At 69.9% G+C, this 22,945-nt stretch carries 22 protein-coding genes; 6 read left to right on the forward strand and 16 right to left on the reverse strand.

The genetic code is table 11. The annotated features are described in order from the left end of the window. Positions 1-1,006 (forward strand): HNH endonuclease signature motif containing protein (locus VGX25_RS33820; RefSeq protein ID WP_326922051.1); only part of this gene is annotated, 1,006 nt, incomplete at its 5' end. A gap of 374 nt (positions 1,007-1,380) precedes the next feature. Here the strand turns inward: VGX25_RS33820 and VGX25_RS33825 are convergent. The 12 genes from VGX25_RS33825 to VGX25_RS33880 all read right to left on the reverse strand — a co-directional run bounded on the left by VGX25_RS33825 (position 1,381) and on the right by VGX25_RS33880 (position 14,285). Further along, positions 1,381-2,604 (reverse strand): MCE family protein, encoded by a 1,224-nt coding sequence (locus VGX25_RS33825; protein WP_326922052.1) that lies wholly within the window; start codon positions 2,602-2,604, stop codon positions 1,381-1,383. Continuing rightward, positions 2,604-3,761: an MCE family protein gene (locus tag VGX25_RS33830; protein ID WP_326922053.1), complete on the reverse strand. Its 1,158-nt coding sequence runs from the start codon at positions 3,759-3,761 to the stop codon at positions 2,604-2,606. Before VGX25_RS33830 ends, VGX25_RS33825 begins: the two co-directional genes overlap by 1 nt. Beyond that, positions 3,758-4,954 (reverse strand): MCE family protein, encoded by a 1,197-nt coding sequence (locus tag VGX25_RS33835; protein ID WP_326922054.1) that lies wholly within the window; start codon positions 4,952-4,954, stop codon positions 3,758-3,760. Before VGX25_RS33835 ends, VGX25_RS33830 begins: the two co-directional genes overlap by 4 nt. After that, the gene (locus VGX25_RS33840; protein WP_326922055.1) at positions 4,951-5,970 is read right to left on the reverse strand and encodes an MCE family protein; all 1,020 of its coding nucleotides are present in this window, start codon (positions 5,968-5,970) and stop codon (positions 4,951-4,953) included. Before VGX25_RS33840 ends, VGX25_RS33835 begins: the two co-directional genes overlap by 4 nt. Positions 5,971-6,060: 90 nt before the next feature. Then, positions 6,061-7,110, reverse strand: coding sequence for an MlaD family protein (locus tag VGX25_RS33845; RefSeq protein ID WP_326922056.1), 1,050 nt, complete (start codon positions 7,108-7,110; stop codon positions 6,061-6,063). After that, positions 7,107-8,435, reverse strand: a complete 1,329-nt coding sequence (locus tag VGX25_RS33850) for an MCE family protein (protein WP_326922057.1) — start codon at positions 8,433-8,435, stop codon at positions 7,107-7,109. The genes VGX25_RS33845 and VGX25_RS33850 overlap by 4 nt, the downstream gene beginning before the upstream one ends. Then, positions 8,432-9,295, reverse strand: a complete 864-nt coding sequence (locus VGX25_RS33855; protein WP_326922058.1) for an ABC transporter permease — start codon at positions 9,293-9,295, stop codon at positions 8,432-8,434. Before VGX25_RS33855 ends, VGX25_RS33850 begins: the two co-directional genes overlap by 4 nt. A gap of 4 nt (positions 9,296-9,299) precedes the next feature. After that, positions 9,300-10,088: an ABC transporter permease gene (locus tag VGX25_RS33860; protein WP_326922059.1), complete on the reverse strand. Its 789-nt coding sequence runs from the start codon at positions 10,086-10,088 to the stop codon at positions 9,300-9,302. 24 nt (positions 10,089-10,112) lie between these two features. Then, positions 10,113-10,862: a glucose 1-dehydrogenase gene (locus VGX25_RS33865; protein WP_326922060.1), complete on the reverse strand. Its 750-nt coding sequence runs from the start codon at positions 10,860-10,862 to the stop codon at positions 10,113-10,115. Further along, positions 10,859-12,370 (reverse strand): aldehyde dehydrogenase family protein, encoded by a 1,512-nt coding sequence (locus VGX25_RS33870; RefSeq protein ID WP_326922061.1) that lies wholly within the window; start codon positions 12,368-12,370, stop codon positions 10,859-10,861. The genes VGX25_RS33865 and VGX25_RS33870 overlap by 4 nt, the downstream gene beginning before the upstream one ends. After that, entirely contained in the window at positions 12,367-13,203 is an 837-nt protein-coding gene (locus VGX25_RS33875) for an SDR family NAD(P)-dependent oxidoreductase (protein ID WP_326922062.1), read from the reverse strand. The genes VGX25_RS33870 and VGX25_RS33875 overlap by 4 nt, the downstream gene beginning before the upstream one ends. Continuing rightward, positions 13,200-14,285, reverse strand: a complete 1,086-nt coding sequence (locus VGX25_RS33880; RefSeq protein ID WP_326922063.1) for a Zn-dependent alcohol dehydrogenase — start codon at positions 14,283-14,285, stop codon at positions 13,200-13,202. The genes VGX25_RS33875 and VGX25_RS33880 overlap by 4 nt, the downstream gene beginning before the upstream one ends. A gap of 99 nt (positions 14,286-14,384) precedes the next feature. On the opposite strand from VGX25_RS33880, the gene VGX25_RS33885 reads away from it, so the two are divergent. From VGX25_RS33885 to VGX25_RS33900, 4 genes are all read left to right on the forward strand, one after another. After that, positions 14,385-15,566, forward strand: a complete 1,182-nt coding sequence (locus VGX25_RS33885) for an acyl-CoA dehydrogenase family protein (RefSeq protein WP_326922064.1) — start codon at positions 14,385-14,387, stop codon at positions 15,564-15,566. 3 nt (positions 15,567-15,569) lie between these two features. After that, the gene (locus tag VGX25_RS33890; RefSeq protein ID WP_326922065.1) at positions 15,570-16,667 is read left to right on the forward strand and encodes an acyl-CoA dehydrogenase family protein; all 1,098 of its coding nucleotides are present in this window, start codon (positions 15,570-15,572) and stop codon (positions 16,665-16,667) included. A gap of 14 nt (positions 16,668-16,681) precedes the next feature. Then, positions 16,682-18,334 (forward strand): long-chain-fatty-acid--CoA ligase, encoded by a 1,653-nt coding sequence (locus VGX25_RS33895; protein WP_326922066.1) that lies wholly within the window; start codon positions 16,682-16,684, stop codon positions 18,332-18,334. A 99-nt stretch (positions 18,335-18,433) separates the two neighbouring features. After that, positions 18,434-18,577 (forward strand): DUF5302 domain-containing protein, encoded by a 144-nt coding sequence (locus VGX25_RS33900; protein WP_414636070.1) that lies wholly within the window; start codon positions 18,434-18,436, stop codon positions 18,575-18,577. A gap of 131 nt (positions 18,578-18,708) precedes the next feature. On the opposite strand, the gene VGX25_RS33905 is transcribed toward VGX25_RS33900, so the two are convergent. Next, positions 18,709-18,924, reverse strand: coding sequence for a DUF397 domain-containing protein (locus VGX25_RS33905; RefSeq protein ID WP_326922068.1), 216 nt, complete (start codon positions 18,922-18,924; stop codon positions 18,709-18,711). Beyond that, complete coding sequence (locus tag VGX25_RS33910) at positions 18,921-19,814, reverse strand: helix-turn-helix transcriptional regulator (RefSeq protein WP_326922069.1); 894 nt, start codon at positions 19,812-19,814, stop codon at positions 18,921-18,923. Before VGX25_RS33910 ends, VGX25_RS33905 begins: the two co-directional genes overlap by 4 nt. A 79-nt stretch (positions 19,815-19,893) precedes the next feature. Here VGX25_RS33910 and VGX25_RS33915 point away from each other — a divergent pair, with 79 nt between their 5' ends. Then, positions 19,894-20,226, forward strand: coding sequence for a hypothetical protein (locus VGX25_RS33915; RefSeq protein WP_326922070.1), 333 nt, complete (start codon positions 19,894-19,896; stop codon positions 20,224-20,226). Here VGX25_RS33915 and VGX25_RS33920 read toward each other — a convergent pair. Together VGX25_RS33920 and VGX25_RS33925 are read right to left on the reverse strand one after the other, a co-directional pair. Beyond that, positions 20,223-21,326: a nitronate monooxygenase family protein gene (locus VGX25_RS33920; RefSeq protein WP_326922071.1), complete on the reverse strand. Its 1,104-nt coding sequence runs from the start codon at positions 21,324-21,326 to the stop codon at positions 20,223-20,225. The genes VGX25_RS33915 and VGX25_RS33920 overlap by 4 nt on opposite strands. Before the next feature lie 9 nt (positions 21,327-21,335). Then, positions 21,336-22,934, reverse strand: a complete 1,599-nt coding sequence (locus VGX25_RS33925) for an acyl-CoA synthetase (protein ID WP_326922072.1) — start codon at positions 22,932-22,934, stop codon at positions 21,336-21,338. Positions 22,935-22,945: the final 11 nt, after the last annotated feature.

Here is a 22,945-nt window from a genome sequence, read left to right on the forward strand (position 1 = left end):
GGCCACCCAGCTGCACATCTCCGACCGGGCCGCCCGATGCCGGCTGAAGTTCGCCCGTACGTTGGTTGACCGGCTGCCGCAGACGTTGGTGGCGTTGGATCAGGGGTGGATCGAGGAGTACAAGGCCCAGCTGATCGCCGACGCGGTGGCCGAGTTGTCCGACGACCACGCCCTGGCCGTGGAAGCCCAAGTGCTGGACAAGGCCGGCCAGCAGACCCCCACCCAGCTACGCCACACGCTGGCCAAGGCAGTGTTGGCGGTGGACCCGGAGGGCGCCGAGGAACGCCGTCGGGAGCGGGTCCGCGGGCGGCGGGTCGATGCCTACCCCACCGGGCCGGGCATGGCGGCGCTGACCATCCACCACAGCGCCGAAAAGATCGCCACCGCCCACGCGGTCATCGCCGACCGGGCCCGGGCATTGAAGGCGCTGGGCAACGAACCCCGCACACTGCAGCACATCGAGGCCGACGTCGCCGTGGATTTGGTGTTCGGCAATGACACCAGCAATCGGGTGGTGGAGGTGCACCTGACCATGCCCGCCCCCGGCATCGCCGCGGCGGGCCCGGCGGAGGTCGATGGTCTGCCGGTCACCGCCCAGGCGGCCCGGGAGTTGGCGGCCGAGGCGACGTCGTGGCGGTGGCTGCGCACCGACCCCCACACCGGCGCCGTGGTCGATCTCACCTCGCCGAGCTACACACCACCGGAATCGTTGAAGACTTTTGTGCAGGTGCGCGACCGCACCTGCCGCTACCCCGGCTGCACGCGTCGAGCCCGGCGGTGCGATGTGGACCACCGAGTGCCCTGGCCAACCGGCGCCACCTGTGACGCCAACTGCCAGTGCCTGTGCCGGCGGCACCACCGCGCCAAACACGAAGGCGCCTGGCAAGTCCGCAAGCTCGCCCGGGACCGGCTGGAATGGACCAGCCCCTTGGGGTTCACGCACATGGTGGAGCCCGAGCCAGTCACCGCACCAGGCGAGTCGGACCCGGATCCACCACCGTTCTAATTTCTTTCTTCACAAGAAATTTTGACAAGGTCTTTCAAGGTGAGCGCGCCTGTGGACAGGGCGGGCCCCGCGAGTGTGGACGGGGCACCTGTCCACAGGCGCGCGACTCCAACGTCGCCACCAGCCCCGCCCAAGGCGCACCCACACCTGCCCGGTCATGGCCTAGTGACCGGCCCCACTAGCCGAGGGAAACCGACTCCGGTGCACGGCTGTGGACAGGGCTGCCCCGCGACCCTGTACCGGCCCCCTGTCCACAGCCGTGCCACGGAACGCCAGGACCAGCCCCGCCAACGGGACCACCCCGGCGTTCCGACGCAGCCGGAAACGGCCGAAAGCAAGAAACCGCCACCCAACAACGAAAACCGACACCGAGTTCAGATTAGGCCTAACAACCCGGCTAGCGTGGTCGGGGAAAGGCCGGGGAAGGATAGCGACCCCGGCAACGCACCGGCCGGCGCCGGAGCTGCTGCCGGAGGTGGAACCTCCTGAGGTTTCCCGCCGAACGGGGCGTTCTGCGAGCCGCGGACACCGATCGGGCTGCCGGGTGGTTCGGCGCAGTACGCGTCCTGGTTGGTCGGAACGTCGGTGGTCTGGTTGGCGGGGCGCTGGTGGGTGCCCTCGTAGCCGCGGGTGCAGGAGAAGGGGTCGTTGAAGGTCAGGACCAAGCCTAGGTGGCCGGTGCCGTCTGGGTTGGCGCCGGGTGACGTGGCGGTGATCATGGGGAAGGCGACGAGCATGTGTTCGAGGCCGTCGATTCGGGTGCTGGTGACCTGGGCGGTGGTCAGCAGGTTGGCGATGATGATGCCGAGGTCCTGGCCGGAGTCGCGGAGGATGTCGTCGACCTGAACGGAGACCACCGGCACCGAAGTGATCAGCGAGCGGAGGTCCGGGTCGGACTGCTTGAGCTGCTCGGCGATCAGGCGGAGGTTGCGGCTGTAGTCCTTGATCTGCTGTGCCTGGTCGGACTGGGTCTGCAGCACGATCCGGCCGTTGGCCAGCAGCGACGTCGTCTTGGGTAGGTGTCGGGTGGCGGCGTCGGTGAGCGAGCCAGCGCTGTCGAGGAGAACCTGCATGGCCGGACCCGTGCCGCGGAAGGCCTTGTCCAGCTCGTCGACGACGGTGCGCAGGGAGTCGGTGGGCACCGAGGCGACCAGGTTGTCGAGATTGGACAGCAGGGTCTCGGGACCGGAGGGGATGGCCGTGCGGGATCGCGGGATGACCGACCCGTCGGCCAGGTGGGGCCCGCCGTCGTGGTCGGGGACGAGGTCGACGTACTGCTCGCCGACGGCCGAGCGGTTGGCGACGATCGCGCGGGTGTCGGCCGGGATGGGCGGGGCCCCGTCCTCGATGTCCAAGATCACGTCGATTCCCGTGTCGGACAGGCGAAGCTCGGTGACCCGGCCGACGGCGACGCCGCGGTAGGTCACCTCGGCGTTGGTGAAGATGCCGCCGGAGTCGGCGAACTGCGCCGTCACCCGGTAGCCGCGGGAGAGGAACAACCGGTCCAGACCGGCATAGGTGCCGCCGACGTAGGCGATCCCGGCGACCGCGATAAGGGCGAACAGGAACAGCCGGACCTTGGTGCTGAGCAGCAACATCACGAACCACCGCCCAGCAGGGAGCCGAGGAGGGCGGACAGCGGATCGCTCGCCGCGGGCGCCTGGGACGGCAGCGGCAGGGTCGGCAGGGGAAGCTCGGGGATCAGCGGCGCACTGCCCGGCACACCCGCACCGGGCGTGGGAAGCGGGATCAGCGGCGTGCTGGCGTTCTCCATGTTCTCCAGCAGGACGCTCAGATCCAGGTCGAACTTCACGTCGACGTTGACGAAGTCGCCCTTGAGCGGGTTGAGGAAGTAGTCGGTGAACGGGTAGGTGACCAGGAACTGCAGGGAGTTCGGCAGGTTCGCGCCGGACTCGGCCAGCTTGCGCAGGGTGGGCAGCAGCAGCTCAAGGTCGCGGACCAGGTCGGCCTTGCTGCGGCTGACGGTGTCGACGGCCACCTCGGACAGCCGGTCGAGCGCATTGAGCATGGCGACAAGGGAATCGCGCTGGGCGTTGATGACCTCGAGGCCGGGGGCGAGGCGGTCGAGGGCCGCGGTGATGTTCGCGGTCTGCTCGACGAGCGTGCCGGACAGGCGGTTGAGCGAGTCGATGGCCTTGACGATGTTGCCCTTCTGGGAGTCGAGGTCGGCGACCACGGTGTCTACATTGGACAGAAAGGCGCGCAGCTCGGGCTCGTTGCCGGACAGGGCGAGATTGACCTCCTTGACGATCGTCTGCAGCTGGCCGATTCCGCCGTTGAGCAGCAGCGACAGCGCGCCGAGAACCTCCTCGATCTCCGGGTTCCGGTTGGTCGCCTGGATGGGAATCACCGCGCCGTCGGACAGCCGGCCGACCGGTGTTGCCCCCACCGGCTCGTGCAGCTGGATGTACTTCTCGCCGAGCAGGCTGGACTGGCGCAGCTCGGCGCCTGCGTTGGCGGGCAGGTGCACGTCGCCGTTGACGACCAGGTGGACGACCGCCGTGACGTTGTCCTGAGCCAGCTCGATCCGCTCCACCCGGCCGACCGCGACGTCGTTCACCTTCACCGCCGCCTGCGGGACGAGGTCGAGCACGTTGCCGAACTGGGCGGTGACCCGGTACGGGCGGTCGCCGAGATCGGCGCCGCCGGGCAGCGGAATCTCGTACATACCGGAGAATCCGCAACCGGTGAGCAGGGTCGCGCCCGCGCACAGTGCCGCAAGGAGCCGGATCATCCGCCGCCTCCCAGGGTGGGGGCGTACAGCTGGGTCAACGGCAACGGCAGCGGCGGCAGCTTGCCGGCGGACAGCGCGGCGAGCACCTCCGCGGCCGACGGCAGCTTGAGCGTGCCGTCGATGACCGGAGCCAACTGCTGGCACAGATCGCTGAGTGTCTTGGGGAGCTGGGCCGGGGTGGACGCCGCGATCACCCGGCACACCATCAGCATCGGCGGGTAGGTCAGCTCGTTGAGGTTGCCCCGAATGGCGAACGACGCCGACGCCGCGTCGTAGGTGGACAGGAAGTTCGACATGGCAAGCGGTGCCACGTCCAGGATCTCGGCGACCGCGGCGCGCTGGTCGACGAGGGCCTGGGTGACCCCGGTCAACCGCTCCACATTGGACGCGATGCTGTCCTTGTTCTGCGCGACGAAACCCTGCACCTGGGTCAGGGCCGTGGCCAGCGAGCTGAGCGCGACGCCGAGGTCGTCCCGGTCCTCGGCCAGGTAGCCGGTGACCGAGGCCAGCTTGTCGTTGAACTGGCGCACCTGGGCGTCGCTGTCGGCCAGCGCCTGGGTGAACTTCTGCAGGTTGTCCACCGTGGAGAACAGGTCGCCCGAGGAGTGGGACAGCGTGGCCGCCGCCTCGCTGAGCCGGCGCACGGTGTCGCCGAGCAGCTCGCCGTTGCCGGACAGGTTGGCCGCGGCGGTGTCCAGCACGTTCGACAGGGCGCCGTCGGCGTTGGCGCCGTTCGGTCCCAGCGCGGTGGCCAGCTCGTTCACGCTGGCGGTCAGGTCGTCCAGCTCGACCGGGGTCCCGGTGCGCTCGCGGGGAATCACGGCGCCGCCGGCCAGCAGCGGGCCCGACTCGTAGGCGGGGGTCAGCTGGATGTAGCGGTCGCTGACCAGGCTCGGCGCGACCACGACGGCGGACACGTCGGCCGGGATCTCGACGCCATCGTCGACGGTCATGTCCACCCGGACCGTGCTTCCCTGGGGCGTGACTGTGTCGATCTTGCCGACGGCCACGCCGAGGATCTTCACGTCGGAACCGGGGTAGACGCCGACCGCCTTGTCGAAGTAGGCGGTGATCGCCGTCCCACCCCGCCCGGTGGTCATCCACCAGAGCGCGGCGGCGATGAGCAGCGCGAGCACGCACGCCGTCGCGATCGTGGTGATGGCTTTCCGCTGGGCCCTTGTGCGGACGGTCATCGCGAACCCCCTGGAGTCAGGGGCACTTCACACCCCTGGGGGTTGATGTCGAACACGCCGACGTTGGTGGGCGGCGGGATGAGCCCGCAGATGTAGCCCTCGAACCAGCGGCCGTTGCCGACGACGTTGTTGAACATCCGCACGAACGGCGCGAGGTTGTGCAGGCCCTGGCTGAGGTTGTCCTGGTTGCGCTGCAGGATGGCGGTCACCTTGGTCAGCTCGTCCAGCGCCGGCTTGAGCTGTTGCTGGTTGTCCGCGACGAAGCCCTGCAGCTGGTCGGCGAGCGCCTTCGTTCCGGTCAGCAGCGCGCCGACCGCCTCCCGGCGCCGGGACAGCTCGTCGAGCAGCAGCGTGGCGTCGGCGAACAGCTTCTGCAGCTGAGCATCCCGGTCGGCCACGGTCTTGCTGAGCGCGGCGGTGTTGCCGAGCAGGCGGGCCAGCTCCTGGTCGCGTGTGGACAGTGTGGTGGACAGCCGGGACAGGCCGGCGAGCGCGTCCCGCATGCTCTGCGGGGTGTGCGCGAACGTGTCGGAGATGACCTGGAAGCTCTGCGCGAGCTGACCGGTGTCGATCTTGCCGACGGTGCGCGAGAGCTGGCTGACCGCCGGCACGATGTCGAACGGCGCCATCGTGCGGCTGCGCGGAATGGTGTCGTTCGGGTTCTGCGGGCGCTCCCCGTCCGACTCGATGGCGAGGTACTTGTCGCCGAGCAACGTCTTGATCTGGATGGAGATCCTGCTGCGGTCGCCGATGCTCACGTCCCGCACCTTGAAGTCCACCAGCACCTTGTTCCTGGCCAGCTCCACCGAGCGCACGTCACCGATCTTCACGCCGGCCAGCCGGACCTCGTTGCCCGGCCGCAGCCCGGCCGACTCGCTGAACTCCGCGGTGTAGGTGGTGCCTCCGCCGATGATCGGGAGATCGTCGGCGTTGAACGCGGCGAGCACGGCGAGGACGATCAGCACGAGGGTGACCGCGCCGACCGTGGCCTGGTTGCGTTCCTTGAGGGGCTTCATTCGATCACCTCGCAAGCTCGGTGATCGCGAACCCTGTCGCCTCGTCCCTCGGCGACAGGGCAGTGTTCAATGGTTCGCTCGCAAGCTCGCTCACGGGCCGCACCTCTCCGCCATCGGCGTGCCCGGCAGCGGCAGACCCGGTATGTCGACGACGATCCCGAGCTTCGAGATGCCGACCCGACCGGACGCGCTGCACAGGTAGTAGTTGAACCAGCCGCCATAGCTGGAGACCCGGTTGATCGCCTCGACCTTGTGCGGCAACGTGGTCAGGAACTTGTCGACCGTGCCTTCGTGATCCGCCAGATTGGCGGCGAGTTGACCGAGAGCCGCGATGTCGTCGCGCAGAGCCGGGCGCGCCGAGGACAGCAGTCCGGCGGTTGACTCGGTCAGCTCGCCGAGGGCGGCGACCGCGTCGCCGATCGGCTCGCGCTGCTCGGCAAGGCCGGTGGACAGTCGCTGCACGGTGTCGATCAACCCGGCCACCTCGGCGGTCCGGCCGTTCACGGTGTCCAGCACGGTGTTCAGATTGTCGATCACCTGACCGATCACCTTGTCCTTGCCGGCGATCGCCGAGGTGAGGGACGCGGTGTGGGCCAGCACGCTGTCGATCGTGCCACCCTCCCCCTGCAGCACCTGGATCAGCTCGCCGGCCAGCTTGTTCACGTCGTCCGGGTTGAGCGCCTGGAACAGCGGCTTGAAGCCGTTGAACAGCACGGTGAGGTTGAGCGCGGGTGCGGTGCGCTCGAGCGGGATCGTCTGTCCGGGTTGCAGGATCGCGTTCGGATCGCCCGCGCCGATCGCCAGGGAGAGGTAGCGCTGACCGATGAGGTTGCGGTATTTGATGGTCGCGGTGACCGAGGCCGGGAGCCGGCGCGCCGCGTCGACGTCGAACCCGACGTCGGCGTATCGGTTGTCCACCACCTCGATCGAGCTGATCTGTCCAATGCGGACACCGGACATCCGGACGTCGTCGCCGACGTTGAGCCCGGTGGCATCGGTGAACCGCGCGGTGTACCCGCTGGTGTCGCCAAGGTCGCTGTTGGCGATCGTGAGCCCGAGCAGCGTGGTGAGCCCGATGGTGACCACCGCGAACACGGTGATCTTGATCAGCGGGCCGGCGACCCCCCGTCCTCCTCTCATTGCAGGGTCACCTCCGCTCCGCGGAACAGCGGGCCGACCAGTAGTGAGCTCCACGCCGGGACGTCCGCGGGCATGATGCCCAGCGACGGGGCGATCAGCGCCGCGATCAGGTCCCGCTCGGCCGGCGAGTTGGGCAGGCTCGGTTCGCTGGCGGCGGCCTGCGGAACCGTCGGCTGGAAGTCCTGCGGCCGGTCGGACTTCGGCGGCGGCGGCTTGGTGGAGCCGTCCTTGAGCGGGCCGCCCGCCGGGTACTGCGGGAACCTGGCCGGGGGCTTGGCCACCGGATAGCAGCGTGGCCCGCGCTTGTCCTCGTAGCGCGGAGTGTCCACACCGGGCAAATACTTGCCGCGGCTGGAGGTGATCTCGATGGTCACCCGGGAGACGTTCGGGTGGGCGGTGCCCTTGCCGAACGCCGCGTCGGCCGCCGGGATCGAGTCCACGAGCTGCTCGAGCAGGCACGGGTACTCGGGCGCGTACTTGGCCAGCACCTCGAGGGTCGACCGCGCGGTCGTGCCGAGACTGATCAGGTTCTCCCGGTTCGCGGCAAGGAAGTTGGTCAGGTCGACCGACGCGACGGTCAGCGTGTCGAACAGGTTCGCCAACCCGGCCCGTTGCTCCACCACGGTTTGCGTGGTCGTGGTCAGATCGCTCAGCGCCTGGAACAGGTCCGGCGCGGCGTCGGCGTAGGTGTCGGCGACCTCGGCGATCCTGGCGATGTTCGCGCGGAGATCGGGCAGTGCGGGAGTGATCTGCTGCAGGTAGGTGTTGAGCTGTACCAGGGTGTCGCCGAGCTGCTTGCCCCGGCCGTCCAGCGCGGTGGACATGGCGTTCAGCGTGGCGGCCAGCTTGTCCGGCTGCACGGCCCGCAGCACCGGCATCAGGTCATTGAGGACCTGCTCGATCTCGATCGCCGCGGCCGTGCGGTCCTGGGTGATCACGTCGCCGGCGGCGATGGGACGGTCCGGGTGCTCGGGAACCTGAAGCGCCACATAGCGTTCCCCGAACAGGGTCTTCGGGAGCAGGCGCGCCGAGACGTTCGCGGGAATCCTGCTCACGTGGTCGGGATCGAGCGCGAGATCGAGCACGGCGAATCCACCGTTGGGATGGATGCCGCGCACCTCGCCGACGATCAGGCCGCGCAGCTTGACGTCGGCGTGCTCGCGAAGCTGGTTGCCGACGTGGCTCGCCTCGAGGCGGACCGGCACGATCGGCGTGAACGACTTGCGGTAGAAGCCGATCGACAGCGCCACCAGCAGGCCGACGATCACCAGGAACACCAGCCCGTAGAGCTGGTAGCGCAGCGGGGGGCGTTCGGTGCGGCTCATCCGGCGATCCGCACGGTCGTCGTCGCGCCCCAGATCGCCAGGCTGAGGAAGAAGTCAAGCAGCATCTGCAGCACGATCGCGGCCCGCACCGCCCGGCCGACGGCGACGCCGACCCCGGCCGGCCCGCCGGTGGCCGTGTAGCCGTAGTAGCAGTGCACGAGGATCACCACGACGCTGAAGATGATCACCTTGAGGAACGACCAGAGCACGTCGCCCGGCGGCAGGAACAGGTGGAAGTAGTGGTCGTAGGTGCCGGCCGACTGCCCGTAGAACCACACGGTGATCTGCCGGGAGGCGGCGTAGGAGCACAGCAGGCCGACGATGTACAGCGGGATCACCGCGCCGACCGCGGCCAGCACTCGGGTGGTCACCAGGTACGGCACGCTGGGCACGGCCATCACCTCGAGCGCGTCGATCTCCTCGGAGATCCGCATGGCGCCCAGCTGCGCGGTGAATCCACATCCGACGGTCGCCGACAGCGCGAGCCCGGCGGCCAGCGGCGCCACCTCGCGGGTGTCGAAGTAGGCGGCGATGAAGCCGGTCAGCGCGGACGTGCCGAGCTGGTTGAGCGCGGAGTAGCCCTGCAGGCCGACGATCAGGCCGGTGAACACGGTCATGCCGATCATCACGCCGAGCGTGCCGCCGATCACCGCGAGGGCGCCGCTGCCGAAGAACACGTCGGACAGCAGCCGCAGCGTCTCCCTGGGATAGTGCACGAGGGTCCGCGGCACCCAGGCCAGCACCCGGACGTAGAACGCGAGCTGCTGGCCAAGGGTGGCGAGACCCTCCTGCGGCGCCCTGGCGGCGGTGCTTGCGCGTTTGGCGGCCGCGCTGCGTGCAGGTGCCTCGATCGTCGCCATGGGCTCACATTCCCTTCGGCGGGACGACCTGAAGGTAGATGCCGGTGATCACGACGTTGATCAGGAACAGCAGCAGGAAGGTGATCACGACCGTCTGGTTGACCGCCTCGCCGACGCCCTTCGGCCCGCTGGACGGGTTCAGGCCGCGGTAGGCCGCGACGATCCCGGCGACGAAGCCGTAGACCACCGCCTTGATCTCGCTGATCCACAGGTCGGGCAGCTGGGCGAGGGCGTTGAAGCTGGCCAGGTACGCGCCCGGGGTCCCGCCCTGCATGACCACGTTGAAGAAGTAGCCGCCGCACACGCCGACGACGCTGACCAGGCCGTTGAGCAGGGTGGCCACGATCATGGCGGCGAGCACGCGCGGCACGATCAGGCGCTGGATCGGGTTGACCCCGAGCACCTCCATCGCGTCGATCTCCTCGCGGATCTTCCGCGCCCCGATGTCGGCGCACATGGCCGAACCGCCGGCGCCGGCCACCAGCAGCGCGGTGATCAGCGGGCTGGCCTGCTGCACGATGGCCAGCGCGCTGGCCGCGCCGATGAACGACTGCGCGCCGATCTGCTGGGTGAGCGAGCCCAGCTGCAGCGCGATCACCGCGCCGAACGGGATCGACACCAGCGCGGTCGGCAGGATCGTGACGCTGGCGAAGAACCAGCACTGCTGGATCAGCTCACGGATCTGGAACGGCCGCCGGAACATGAGCCGTCCGACGTCCCAGGCGAGCGACGTCAGCCGGCCCACCTGGGCCAGCCCGCGTAGCCCGACATTGGGACCCGCTTCGACGCTCATACCAGACAAACGACCATCAGCGGCTCAAGTTACCGAAAGTGCGTGGCTGGCCGTGGCCCCACCGTCCGCCACGAACTCGGCTCCGGTGCAGTAGGAGCTCTCGTCGCTGGCCAGGAAGACGATCAGGTCGGCGATCTCGTCGGCCCGGCCGACCCGGCGCAGCGGCAGGCGCTTGCCGACCCGGCTCAGGTCGACCTCGACGCCACCGAGCGCGGTGGGCAGCATCCGGGTGTCGATCATGCCTGGGTGCACGGAGTTGACCCGGATGCCCTTGCTCCCCAGCTCCAGCGCGGCCACCTTGGTCATGCCGCGGATGGCGAACTTGCTGGCCGTGTAGGCGACGAGGGTGGGCGCCGCCGCCAGTCCCTCGATCGACGAGGTGTTGATGATCGAGCCGCCACCGGCGGTGATCATGCCCGGGATCACCGCGCGCATGCCGAGGAACGTGCCGATCTGGTTGATCCGGATCACCCGCTCGTAGTCGGCGAGCGACGTGTCGGCCAGCGGTGCGAAGTGCAGGATGCCGGCGTTGTTGACCAGCACGGTGATCTGCTCGTCGCCCACCACCGCGCCCCATTCGTCCTCTTGGGACACATCAAGGTGGCGGAACTCGGCCGGCTCACCCAGCTCGTCGGCCAGCGCCTTGCCCTCGTCGTCGAGCACGTCCGCGATGATCACCCGGGCGCCTTCGGCAACGAACCGCCTGGCCGCGGCGGCGCCCTGGCCGCGCGCCGCCCCGGTGATCAACGCGCGCTTTCCGGCCAGCCTGCTCACATCAGCTCTTCGGTCAGCGGCATCATCACGGTCTTCAGCTCGGTGTAGGCCTCGAACGCGCTCCGCCCGCCCTCGCGGCCGAGCCCGGACTGCTTGAAGCCGCCGAACGGCAGGTGCGGTTCGAGCTGGAAGCCGTTGATGCCGACGGTTCCGGCGCGCAGCCGGCGGGCCACCCGGAACGCCCGCTTGGCGTCCGATGTGTACACCCCGGCGCCGAGGCCGTACTCGGTGTCGTTGGCCAGCCGCACGGCCTCGTCATCTGAGGCGAACGGAATAACAGCAAGCACCGGCCCGAACACCTCCTCGCGCGCGATCTCCATGTCGTTGGCCACGTCGGCGAAGACGGTCGGCCGGACGAAGTTGCCGGCCGCCAGCTCGCCGTCCGGCCGCGTGCCACCGGTGACCAGTTTGGCCCCGGCCTCCTGCGCCCGCTCGATGAAACCGAGCACCCGGTCCAGCTGCCGGGTGTTGATCAGCGGGCTGGCCAGCACGCCGGCGTCGAACGGATCGCCGTAGGTGATCGCGCCGGCCATCATCTCGGCCGCGGCGAGGAACTGGTCGTAGACCTCGCGGTGCACGAGGGCCCGGGTGTGCGCCACGCACGCCTGGCCGGACAGGCCCATGGTCACCGTGCCCATCGTGGTCATCGCGGCCAGGCCGATGTCCGGGGCGTCCGGGAACACCAGCGTGGGGCTCTTGCCGCCGAGCTCCAGCGACACCCGCTTGAGCGTGCCGGCCGAGGCCTCGACGATCCGCCTGCCGACCGCGCGGCTGCCGGTGAAGCTCACCTTGTCCACCAGCGGGTGCGTGATCAGCGCCGCGCCGGTCGGGTCGCCCGGCCCGGTCACCACGTTGAGCACGCCGTCGGGCAGCCCGGCCTCGACCAGCAGCTCGACCATGTGCAGCACGGAGAACGTGCAGTACTCCGACGGCTTGAGCACGATCGTGCACCCGGCCGCCAGCGCCGGCGCGACCTTCTGGGCGAACAGCAGGAAGGGCGCGTTCCACGGCAGGATCGCGGCCACCACCCCGATCGGCTCGCGGAAGGTCATGGCCAGGTGGTCGCCGCCCTGGTAGGGCGGCAGGGTCTGACCGCCCACCTTGTCGACCCAGCCGGCGTGGTGGTCGAACACGTCGGCCGCCGCGCCGACCGACGGGGCGTACACCCCACCGAACGACAGCGGGATGCTGTTGTCCAGCGCCTGCAGGCGTTGCAGCTCGTCGGTGTGCTCGCGGAGCAGCTGGGCGTACCGGTGCAGCAGCTGGATCCGCTGGCCGGCCCGGGATCGCGGCCACGGCCCGTCGTCGAACGCGCGGCGCGCGGCCAGCACCGCGTCGTCCACATCGGACATGGTGGCGATCGGAAACTCGCCGATCGGCTCGCCGGACGCGGGGTGCAGGTGGGTCCACGTGGCGCCGTCCGCGGCCGGCCGCCAGGCGCCGTCCACGTACAGCTGGCCGTCCTTGAGGCCGACCTCGTCGCGGTGCGGCCGCACGGTGAGCGTCACAGTTCCTCCCTCATCGCAAAAGTCCACTGTGGATCGCGCTGGCTGAAATACTCGCCGACCGCGGCTGCGGAGTCGAACCGCCGCTCGATCGTGGGCGGGGACAGCAGCCCCACCCGGCCGCCGTAGCAGATGAACACCTGCCCGTTGATCGCCTCGGCGGGTGGCGAGGCCAGGTAGGTGACGAACTCGGCCACGTGGTCGACCGACCACGGGTCGGGTCCGTCCGGCGCCGCGCCGAACACCGGGATCGTCATGGCCGTGCGCGCTCGGGGGCAGATCGCGTTGGCCCGCACGCCGTAGCGCGCCGTCGAGCGGGCGGTGGCGACGGTGAGCGCGGCGATCCCGGCCTTGGCGGCGGCGTAGTTGGGCTGGCCCTCGGCGCCGAGCAGGAACGCCTCGGACGCGGTGTTGACGATCCGCCCGTACACCGGGCGACCGTCGGCTTTGGACCGGGCCCGCCAGTGCGCGACGGCGTTGCGGGACAGGAGAAAATGACCGCGCAGGTGCACCCGGACGACCAGGTCCCACTCCTCGTCGGTCATGTTGAACAGCATCCGGTCGCGCAGCAGGCCGGCGTTGTTCACGACGATGTGCACGCCGCCGAACTGCTCGAGCGCGGCCGACATCAGCGCATCCGCGGTCGCCCGCTCGCCGACGTCGCCCTTGACGACGACCGCCTTGCCGCCCAACGCCTCGATCTCGTCGGCTATGTCTATATTGGACAGATCGTTGACGACGAGGTCGGCGCCGGCGCCGGCCAGCGCCACCGCCTCGGCCCGGCCGAGACCGGCGCCCGCGCCGGTCACGATGGCGACCTTGCCCTCCAGGGTCATGAGAACGTGACGATCTGCCGGATCAGGCCGCCGGGGCCGCGCAGAGCGTCGAGGCCGTCGTTGATCTCGTCGAGCGTGATCCGCTTGCTGATCATGCCCTCGAGATCGAGCCGGCCGGTGCGCCACAGCTGCAGCAGGCGCTGGTAGTCGCGCTGCACGTTCGCCCCGCCGTAGAACGAGCCGACCAACCGCTTGTCGTGCAGGAAGAGCTCCTGCGCGCTGAACTCGACCATGGCATCGGCCCGTCCGGCCCCGACGACCACGACCGTGCCGCCGCGCCGGGCGTTGTCCCATGCCGAGCGGATCGTGGCCGGGATGCCCACGACGTCGAACGCGTAGTCGAAGCCCATGTTCCCGGCCAGCTCGGCGTTCAGCGCCGCGAGCCCGTCCGGCGTGGTGGCGTGCGTCGCGCCGAACCGCTTGGCCGTCTCGTGCTTGTCCAGCACCGGGTCCACCGCGATGATCTGCGCCGCGCCGGCCAGCCGGGCGCCCTGGATCACCGAGATCCCCACGCCGCCGCACCCGATCACCAGCACGCTGGCGCCGGGCTCCACCCGCGCGGTATTGATCACCGCGCCGACACCGGTCATCACACCGCAGGCGACCAGCGCCGCGATCTCGAACGGCACGTCGTCGTCGATCTTCACCGCCGCGCTGGCCGGCACCACGAGCTCCTCGGCGAACGTGCCGAGCCCGGCGTAGCCGAAGACCGCCGTCTCGCCCACCCGGAACCGCGGCGAGCTGAACGCGGCGATCGCGTTGACCGCGCACAGATGCGGCTGGCCGCGGTGGCAGTTGACGCAGTCGTCGCACGGCGCGACGAACGTGAGCACCACGTGGTCGCCCGGGGTCAGGGTGGTAACAAGGCCGCCGACCTCGACCACCTCGCCTGCGCCCTCGTGCCCGATGATCCCCGGCGCGAGCGCGGGCAGCGTGCCATCCATCGCGGAGAGATCGCTGTGGCACACCCCGGTCGCCTTCACCCGGATCCGGATCTCCTGCGGGCCGACGTCGGCGGTGGTGACGTCCTCGCGAAGCTCGAGCTTGGTGTCCCCGACCTGGTTGAGCACGGCTGCCTTCATGACCAAAGACTAGAACGTGTTCTTATTGAGAGCAAGGTCCTCGCCTGCCCTGGACTATGCTCATCTAGAACACGTTGCACACCGAGTCGGGAGCACCGGATGCGCATCACCTACACCGAGGAGCAGGAGCGGCTGCGCCGCGAGCTCCGGGCGTACTTCGCCACGCTGATCACCCCGGAGCGACGCGAGGCGCTCACCTCGACCGGCGGCGAGTACGGCGACGGCACGGTGTACAAGGAGGTCGTGCGCCGGATGGGCGCGGACGGGTGGCTGGCGCTCGGCTGGCCGGAGGAGTACGGCGGCCGGAACCGGTCCATGGTGGACCAGCTGATCTTCACCGACGAGGCCGCGATCGCCGGCGCGCCGGTGCCGTTCCTGACCATCAACACGGTCGGCCCGACGATCATGAAGTTCGGCACCGCGGAGCAGAAGGCGTTCTACCTGCCCGGGATCGCGGCCGGCGAGGTGCACTTCGCGATCGGCTACTCGGAGCCGGAGGCCGGCACCGACCTGGCGTCGCTGCGAACCCGCGCGGTCCGGGGCGGCGACCACTACGTGATCAACGGGCAGAAGATGTGGACCAGCCTCATCCAGTACGCCGACTACGTCTGGCTGGCCTGCCGCACCGATCCGGACGCCGCCAAGCACAAGGGCCTGTCGATCCTGATCGTGCCCACCGACGCGCCCGGCTTCTCCTGGACGCCGGTGCACACGGTCGCCGGCCCGAGCACGAGCGCGACGTACTACTCCGACGTGCGCGTGCCGGCCACCGCCCTGGTCGGCGAGGAGAACCGCGGCTGGCAGCTGATCACCAACCAGCTCAACCACGAGCGGGTCGCGCTCACCTCGGCCGCGCCCGTGCAACGCGCGCTGTGGGAGGTGCGCGAATGGGCACAGGCCACCAAGCTGCCGGACGGGCGCCGGGTGATCGACCAGGAATGGGTGCAGCTCCACCTGGCCCGGGTGCACGCCAAGGCCGAGTTCCTCAAGCTGATCAACTGGCGGATCGCCTGGGGCGTCGGGCACGGCCTCAACCCCGCGCACGCGTCGGCCACCAAGATCTTCGGCACCGAGTTCGCCACCGAGGCCTACCGCCTGCTGATGGAGGTGCTCGGGCCGGCGGCCTACGTCCGGGCCGGCTCCCCCGGCGCGCTGCTGCGCGGCCGGATCGAGCGCATGCACCGCTCGTCGCTGATCCTTACCTTTGGCGGCGGCACCAATGAGATCCAGCGCGACATCGTGGCGGCCGTCGGTCTCGGCCTGCCGGCGGCGAGGCGGTGACCCATGGACTTCTCCCACACCGAGGCCCAGCAGGAGCTTGCCGGGCTGACCCGGCACATCCTGACCGACCGCGTGACCGAGGAACGGTTGCGCGACATCGAGTCCGGCGCCGACCGGTTCGACCGGACCTTGTGGACGGACCTGGCCGAGGCCGGCGTGCTGTCCGCCGCGTTGCCGGTCGACGTCGGCGGGTCGGGCTACGGGCTGCTCGAGCGGTGCGCCGTGCTGGTCGAGCTGGGGCGGGCCGTGGCGCCGGTGCCGTACCTGCCGTCGATCGTGCTGGCCGCCTCGGCGATCGCGGAGTTCGGCACGCCGCGGCAGCGGGACCGCTGGGTGCGCCCGGCGGCCACCGGTGACCTGGTGCTCACCGCCGCGCTGGCCGAGGAGGTGGGCGATCCGGCGTGCCGGGCCGAGCGGGACGGGGACCGGTGGCGGGTGACCGGGGTCAAGACCACCGTCCCGGCCGGACCGATCGCCGACCTGTTCCTGGTGCCGGCCGACACCGACGAGGGCACGGCCGTCTTCCTCGTTACGCCAAGGGATTCCGGGGTTGGCGTGCGGCGTCAGGAGATTGTGGACGGTGACGACGAGGCCCTGCTCGAGCTCGACGGGGTCGAGCTCGGCGCCGACCGGGTGCTCGGCGACGCCCGGGTGGCCGAGTGGTTGACCGCGCACGGCACGGTCGGGTCGTGCGCGGCGCAGCTGGGTGTCGCCGAGCGGGCGCTCGAGCTGACCGCAGAGTACGCGTCCCAACGCGTGCAGTTCGACCGTCCTATCGGGACATTCCAGGCGGTGGCGCAGCGGCTGGCCGACGGCTACATCGACGTCGAGGCGATCCGGTTGACGCTGTGGCAGGCGGCCTGGCGGCTCGCCGAGGGGCTGCCGGCTGCCACCGAGGTGGCCACGGCGAAGTTCTGGGCCGCCGACGCCGGCCACCGAGTAGCCCATACCGCTGTCCACATCCATGGTGGCGTAGGTATTGACAAGGACTACCCCCTGCACCGGTATTTTGTTGCCGCAAAGCGCTTCGAGTTCAGCTTGGGCGGGGCCACGGCCCAGCTACGCCGAATCGGCGCGGCACTCGCCGCCGAACCGGCCTAAATCGGGAGGCTTGCATGGCGCGGCCCGGTCGACCAACACCAACGGTGACCGAGCTGTTGCTGGCCCGGGAGCGTGATACCAATCCTGGCCTGCTGTTCGAGGGTCAGCGGTGGTCGTGGGCGAACCATGTGCAGGAGTGCGCCGACCGCGCTGCGTTACTGCGCTCCCTGCGCCGGGCCGGCCCGTTCCACATCGGCGTGCTGCTGGACAACGTGCCGGAGTTCGCGTTCCTGCTCGGTGGCGCGGCGCTGGCCGGCGCGGTGCTGGTCGGGCTGAACACCACGCGCCGCGGCGCGGCGCTGGCCAGGGACGTCCGGCTGGCCGACTGCCAGATCGTGCTGACCGAGAGCCGCTACGTGGAGCTGCTCGACGACCTCGACCTCGGCGCCGCGCGGGGCCGGGTGCTGGACATCGACTCGGCGGCGTGGCACATGTCCCTCTACGCGCACCGGCACCGCCCGCTCGAGCCGGTGCCGGCCGCACCGGACGACCTGCTCATGCTGATCTTCACGTCGGGCACCAGCGGCGATCCGAAGGCCGTCCGGTGTACCCACGGCAAGATCGCCGAACCGGGCCGGATGCTCGCCGAGCGCTTCGGTCTCGGGCCGGACGACACCGTGTACGTGTCGATGCCGATGTTCCACTCCAACGCGATCATGGCCGGCTGGGCGGTCGGACTCGCCGCCGGAGCCGGCATCGCGCTGCGCCGCCGGTTCTCCGCGTCCGGCTTCCTTGACGACGTGCGCATCTATGGCGCCACCTATGCCAACTATGTCGGCAAGCCACTGTCCTACGTCCTGGCCACCGAGCCGCGGCCGGACGACGCGGACAACCCGCTGCGGCTGGTGTTCGGCAACGAGGCCGCCGAGCGCGACGCGGCCGCGTTCGCCGAGCGGTTCGGCTGCCGGGTCGTCGACGCGTACGGCTCCACGGAGGGCGGCATCGTGCTGGCCCGCCCACCGGACACGCCGCGCGGGTCGCTCGGCCGGCTGGGCGACGGCATCGCGATCCTCGATCCACAGACCGCACGGCCGTGCCCGCCGGCCCGGTTCGACGCCGACGGGCGGCTGCTCAACCCCGGCGAGGCGGTCGGGGAGCTGGTCAACACGACCGGTGCGGGCGCGTTCGCCGGCTACTACCGCGACTCCGCTGCCGACGGCTGCCGGATCCGCAACGGCATGTTCTGGAGCGGCGATCTCGCCTACCGCGACGAGAACGACTTCTGCTACTTCTACGGCCGCACCGGCGACTGGCTGCGGGTCGACGGCGAGAACCTCGGCACCGCGCCGATCGAGCGGATCCTGCTGCGCCATCCGGACATCAGCGAGGCGGCCGTGTACGCCGTGCCGGACGGGGCCGTCGGCGAGGCGGTGATGGCCGCGGTCGTGCTGCGCCGCGGCCGCCGGTTCGACGCCGACGCCTTCGCCGATTTCCTTGTCGCACAAAAAGATCTGGGGGCCAAGCAGGTGCCGCGGTTCGTCCGCGTTGCCAACCGCCTGCCCCGCACCCCGACCCACAAGGTGATCAAGCGGACCCTGATGGCGCACGGCGTGCGCTGCGCCGACGCGGTCTGGTGGCGCGAGGGGCCGGAGCCGAGATATCGGCCACTTACACCCGACAACACGCCAATTCAACTCGACGGGGGGACTCGGCACGTGCGAGGCTGAGTTGGTCACGGTACGCGCATCGGGAGGACCACCATGTCTGGCACGTCGGAGCCGGCCGATACCCAGCGGTCTGGGAACGGCGCAGAGCCGCAGGACGACGTGAGGGCGCGATTCCGCGAGGCACTCGAGCGCAAGCAGGCCAAGGCCAAGTCGCGCGAGGGTCACGCCGACGGCTCATCCAAGATCCACGACGCGCACGGCCCGGCCAGTAGCCGCCGGGTGTTCCGCCGCAAGAGCGGCTGACCGGCGCGGCGGGGAGCCGGTCCCACGCTCACGACCGGGTCGGCGCTCGCGCGCCGGCCGAACCTGACAACGGCGGATGCCCCGGCCCCACCGGTGGGATGGAGCCGGGGCATCCGTTGCAAGCATCCTATTTATGGCGCGGCGATCTGTTCACGTTTGATCGCCGTCAGGAACGCTTCCCCCCGTGCAATGGCCACAGCGAGGACGGGCCCCATCGGGTCCTTCGAATCGCGTAGGCCGAACCTGGCCCCGGCCCGCGCGACCTCGACGCAGTCCGCATTGGGTCCCGTGTGGCTGGACTTGCGGAACCGGGCGTCCCGCCACGCACCGGTTGCGTTGTCGGTCATCGTGTCACCTCCTTCATGGCTCGCTGGATGATCTCCCTCGACCTCTTCTGGTCAGCCGCCAGTGCATGGAGTCGGGTCAGCGCGCGCTGGTACTCGGTGATCTCCTCGGGTTGTTCGATGTACCGGCCCCCGGTGAGCAGATCGACGTAGACGAGGCCGGTGTCGTGCCCCATCGCCGGAGGGAAGGTCATCACGGTGAACGTCGCGCCGTACTGGGCCGGCGTGGCGCCGGCGTCGAAGGGCAGCACCTGGACGTCGATCCGCGGCCGCTCGGAAAGCTCCAGCAGGTACGCCAGCTGCGCGTGCATGACGACGGCGTCCCCGCGAATCCGGTAGAGCACGGACTCGTCGAGCACGGTCCACAGATGCACCGGGTCGTCCTCCCGGTCAAGAATCTGTTGCCGGCCTATTCGCAGCTCGACTCCCTGCCGCACCTGTTCGTCCTTGAGGTCCGGATTGCCCCGGATCACGGCTTCGGCGTAGTCGCGCGTCTGGAGAAGGCCGGGAACCAGCATCGTGTCGAAGCTGGAAAGCCCGGACGCGCCGGATTCGAGGCCTAGGTAGAGATCGAACCACTTAGGTACGGCGCCGGAAAGGGCGGTCCACCAATTCCGGGCGCGCCTGGCCGCGGAGAGCAACTCCCTCATGAAGGGGATGCGGTCGGGCTTGCCGTACATGTCGAGGAGGAGCTCGAGGTCGGCGGCGCTCGGCAGACGCTCACCGCTCTCCAGGTTGCTGACGTGTTGCGGGGTGCGGTCGAGGCGCTTGGCCGCGTCACGCTGGGCGAGGTTGGCCTCCTTGCGCCAGCGCTGCAGGGACAGCGCGATGGTGCGTTTGAACAGCGCGGGACTACCGGACCGGAGGGCGGGTGGTATCGAGGAGACGTCCACGGGCCTACCTTCCACGGTTCAGACACACGCTGCCACACAGGAATCCACCCAAACGGGTGAGACCTTTCAACTTGCAGCTGTGGAGTTCAAGTTGTTGTATCAACAATGGACGAACCAGTCAGGACCAGGACCCGTCATGACAGCTCAACCCGACAACCGGCTCGCCACCATAGTAGATCCGCCACCGATCACGGCGGCTAGGGCGAACGACCGAATTTCAAGCACGGCCGCGACGCCCGAGCAGGTCGACCTGGTTTACGCCTTACGGGCGCTTGCGGATGCCATCCCGCCACTGCTACCGAAGGTTATCACCGGCGAGATGCGATCAAGCGGGTGGAGCGACCTGGCGGACATCCTCTACCGTGCCGCTCGACTGTGCCGCGAGCAGGTCGTGATCGATCTCGACGGCTAGCGCAGCTTGTCCAAACGCGACAGTGCGTCTTCGGTTTCCCTGAGGAGGTGGGACATCGCCTCGGCCACCGGGCGCACCTCGGTCATCCGGCCGACGATCTGCCCGACGGGCATCGCGATGACGTCCGGATCACCGGACCGCATCAACCGCTGGTGAGCCTCGCCGACCAGCAGGTTCTGCAGCGGCATCGGGAGCGGGTCCGGCGCGTCGGGCGCGGACCAGGCCTCCGTCCACCGGGACTTGAGCAGCCGGGCGGGTTTGCCCGAGTAGATCCGCGAGCGCACGGTGTCGCTGGAGCTGGCCCGCAGCAGGGCCGGCTGCAGCGCCGACTCCCCCATCGTCACCCGGTACTCCGCGGTGGTGAGCCAGTAGGAGCCCATCCAGACGCCGACCGCGCCGAGCGCCAGGGCGGCCGCGATCTGCCGGCCGCTGCCGATCCCGCCGGCGGCCAGCACCGGCGCGCGATCGCCGACCGCGTCCACGATCTCCGGCACCAGCACCATGGTGGCGATCTCTCCGGTGTGGCCGCCGGCCTCGTAGCCTTGCGCCACAACGAGGTCCACGCCGCTGTCGACGTGCCGGCGGGCGTGCTCGGCCTTTCCGGCCAGCGCCGCCACCACGACGTCGTGCTCGTGCGCCCGCGCGATGACGTCGTCCGGCGGCGAGCCCAGCGCGTTGGCGATCAACCTGACCGGGTGCGACAGCGCGACATCCACATGGGACCGTGCGATCGAGTGCAGCCAGCCGAGCACGCCGGCGCTGGTGCGCTCACCCTCGCCAAGCGGCGGCACGCCGAGCTTGACCAGCGTGCGCTCCACGAAATCCTTGTGCCCGGCGGGAATGTGCTGGCTCAGGTCGACCTGGGTGCCCTCGGTCGGAACGCGGGCCGGCATCACAATGTCGACGCCGTAAGGCTTTCCGCCGGTGTTGTCGTCCATCCAGGACAGTACGGAGTCGAGCTCGGCGGCCTCGTTGAACCGGACACAGCCGAGCACCCCGAACCCGCCGGCCCGGCTGATCGCGGCGGCCACGTGCTCCGACGGGGTGAACCCGACGATCGGGTGCTCGATGCCGAGCGTGTCGCACAGCGCCGTTCGCATCCGGCCGCCTCAGGTCCGCGCGGCCGCGGGGGCGGACGCCAGCTGCCAGTCCGGCTCGTGCCGCTCGGTGTGCGCCCTGGCCCACGGGTAGTCCGGCTTGCCGCTCGGGGCGCGGCCGACCTGCTCGACCAGCCACACGCTGCGCGGCACCTTGTAGCCCGCGATCATCTTGCGGATGTGGGCATCCAGGGCGGCGAAGTCGATGCCGCGGCCGGGGCGCGGCTGGATCAGGGCGGCCACCCGCTGGCCGAGCCGCTCGTCCGGCACGCCGACCACAAGGGCGTCGAACACGTCCGGGTGGGACTTCAGGGCGCCCTCGACCTCTTCCGGGAACACCTTCTCGCCGCCGGTGTTGACCGACACGTTCCCGCGGCCGAGCAGGGTCAGCGTGCCGTCCTCCTCCAGCCGGCCGTAGTCGCCGGGCACGACGTAGCGCTTCCCGTCGACCTCGACGAAGATCGTGGCGCTCTTCTCCGGATCCTTGTAGTAGCCGAGCGGAACGTGCCCGCCGCGGGCGATCCGGCCGACCTCGCCAGGCCGGACCGGCCGGCCCTCGTCGTCGATCACGATCGTGTTCGGGCCCCGGTTGACCGTCGGCCCGCCCGTGCCCTGCCTGCCGCCCTTGACCACCAGGCTCAGCCCCTGGAAACCGGACTCCGAGGACCCGATCGCGTCGGTGATCACCACGTTGGGCAGCGCCTCGAGGTACTCCTCCTTGACCGAAGGGGAGAACAGCGCCGCGTGGCTGGAGATCGCCACGACGGAGGATGCGTCGTAGCCGCCCCGCCGGTAGGCCTCGATGAGCGGGCGGGCCATGGCGTCGCCGACGATCGTGACCACCTTGACCTTGTGCCGCTCGATCGCCTTCCACACCTCGTGCGGGTCGAACTGCGGCATGAGCACCACGAGATCGCCGGCGAACAGGGCCGGGAGCGCGGTCCACTGCGCCGCGCCGTGGATCAGCGGGGCGCAGGCCAGGCGGGTCAGCGCAAGGCCCTCCCGCCCCTTGTTCGACTGCGCCCACTCGTCGGGCAGCGGCTCGCCGGTGTAGAAGTCGATGCCGCCGCCGAGCACGCGCCACACGTCCTCGTGGCGCCACATCACGCCCTTGGGGAATCCCGTGGTGCCGCCGGTGTAGAGCACGTAGAGGTCGTCCGGGCTGCGCTCGCCGAAGTCGCGCTCCGGCGACTCGTCGGCGATGACCGAGTCGAGGTTCTCGGTCTCGACCACGGTGCGCAGCAGCGGCGCGTCCGGCAGCACGGCGGCCACCCGCTCGGCGAACTCGCGGTCGTGCACGAGGGCCACCAGGTCGGCGTTGTCGAACAGATAGCGCAACTCGTTCTCGACGTACCGGTAGTTGACGTTGACCGGCACGGCGCGCAGCTTGTACGCGGCGATGATGGTCTCCATCACCTCGATCGAGTTGCGCGCGTAGAACCCGACGTGCGCGCCCGTTCCGACCCCGCCCCTCGCCAGGTAGTGGGCCAGCCGGTTGGCCCGCTGCTCGAGCTCGGCGAAGGTGACCGTGCGGTCGCCGCAGGCGATGGCGCTCCGCTCGGGAAAGGCGTCGACGGCATGCTCGAAGAGGTCCGCGATGTTGATGGCCACGGCATCAAACT

Origin of the sequence: Actinophytocola sp. (genome assembly GCF_035942955.1) — a bacterium.
Taxonomy (GTDB): Bacteria; Actinomycetota; Actinomycetes; order Mycobacteriales; family Pseudonocardiaceae; genus DASYTH01.

Excerpts from the sequence above, each read along its gene's own strand:
- VGX25_RS33835 (WP_326922054.1), bottom strand. The coding sequence starts at position 4,954 with ATGACCGTCCGCACAAGGGCCCAGCGGAAAGCCATCACCACGATCGCG.
- VGX25_RS33880 (WP_326922063.1), bottom strand. The coding sequence starts at position 14,285 with ATGAAGGCAGCCGTGCTCAACCAGGTCGGGGACACCAAGCTCGAGCTT.
- VGX25_RS33850 (WP_326922057.1), bottom strand. The coding sequence starts at position 8,435 with ATGAGCCGCACCGAACGCCCCCCGCTGCGCTACCAGCTCTACGGGCTG.
- VGX25_RS33890 (WP_326922065.1), top strand. The coding sequence starts at position 15,570 with ATGGACTTCTCCCACACCGAGGCCCAGCAGGAGCTTGCCGGGCTGACC.
- VGX25_RS33905 (WP_326922068.1), bottom strand. The coding sequence starts at position 18,924 with ATGACCGACAACGCAACCGGTGCGTGGCGGGACGCCCGGTTCCGCAAG.
- VGX25_RS33860 (WP_326922059.1), bottom strand. The coding sequence starts at position 10,088 with ATGAGCGTCGAAGCGGGTCCCAATGTCGGGCTACGCGGGCTGGCCCAG.
- VGX25_RS33825 (WP_326922052.1), bottom strand. The coding sequence starts at position 2,604 with ATGTTGCTGCTCAGCACCAAGGTCCGGCTGTTCCTGTTCGCCCTTATC.
- VGX25_RS33845 (WP_326922056.1), bottom strand. The coding sequence starts at position 7,110 with ATGAGAGGAGGACGGGGGGTCGCCGGCCCGCTGATCAAGATCACCGTG.
- VGX25_RS33855 (WP_326922058.1), bottom strand. The coding sequence starts at position 9,295 with ATGGCGACGATCGAGGCACCTGCACGCAGCGCGGCCGCCAAACGCGCA.
- VGX25_RS33920 (WP_326922071.1), bottom strand. The coding sequence starts at position 21,326 with ATGCGAACGGCGCTGTGCGACACGCTCGGCATCGAGCACCCGATCGTC.
- VGX25_RS33875 (WP_326922062.1), bottom strand. The coding sequence starts at position 13,203 with ATGACCCTGGAGGGCAAGGTCGCCATCGTGACCGGCGCGGGCGCCGGT.
- VGX25_RS33830 (WP_326922053.1), bottom strand. The coding sequence starts at position 3,761 with ATGATCCGGCTCCTTGCGGCACTGTGCGCGGGCGCGACCCTGCTCACC.
- VGX25_RS33885 (WP_326922064.1), top strand. The coding sequence starts at position 14,385 with ATGCGCATCACCTACACCGAGGAGCAGGAGCGGCTGCGCCGCGAGCTC.
- VGX25_RS33840 (WP_326922055.1), bottom strand. The coding sequence starts at position 5,970 with ATGAAGCCCCTCAAGGAACGCAACCAGGCCACGGTCGGCGCGGTCACC.
- VGX25_RS33895 (WP_326922066.1), top strand. The coding sequence starts at position 16,682 with ATGGCGCGGCCCGGTCGACCAACACCAACGGTGACCGAGCTGTTGCTG.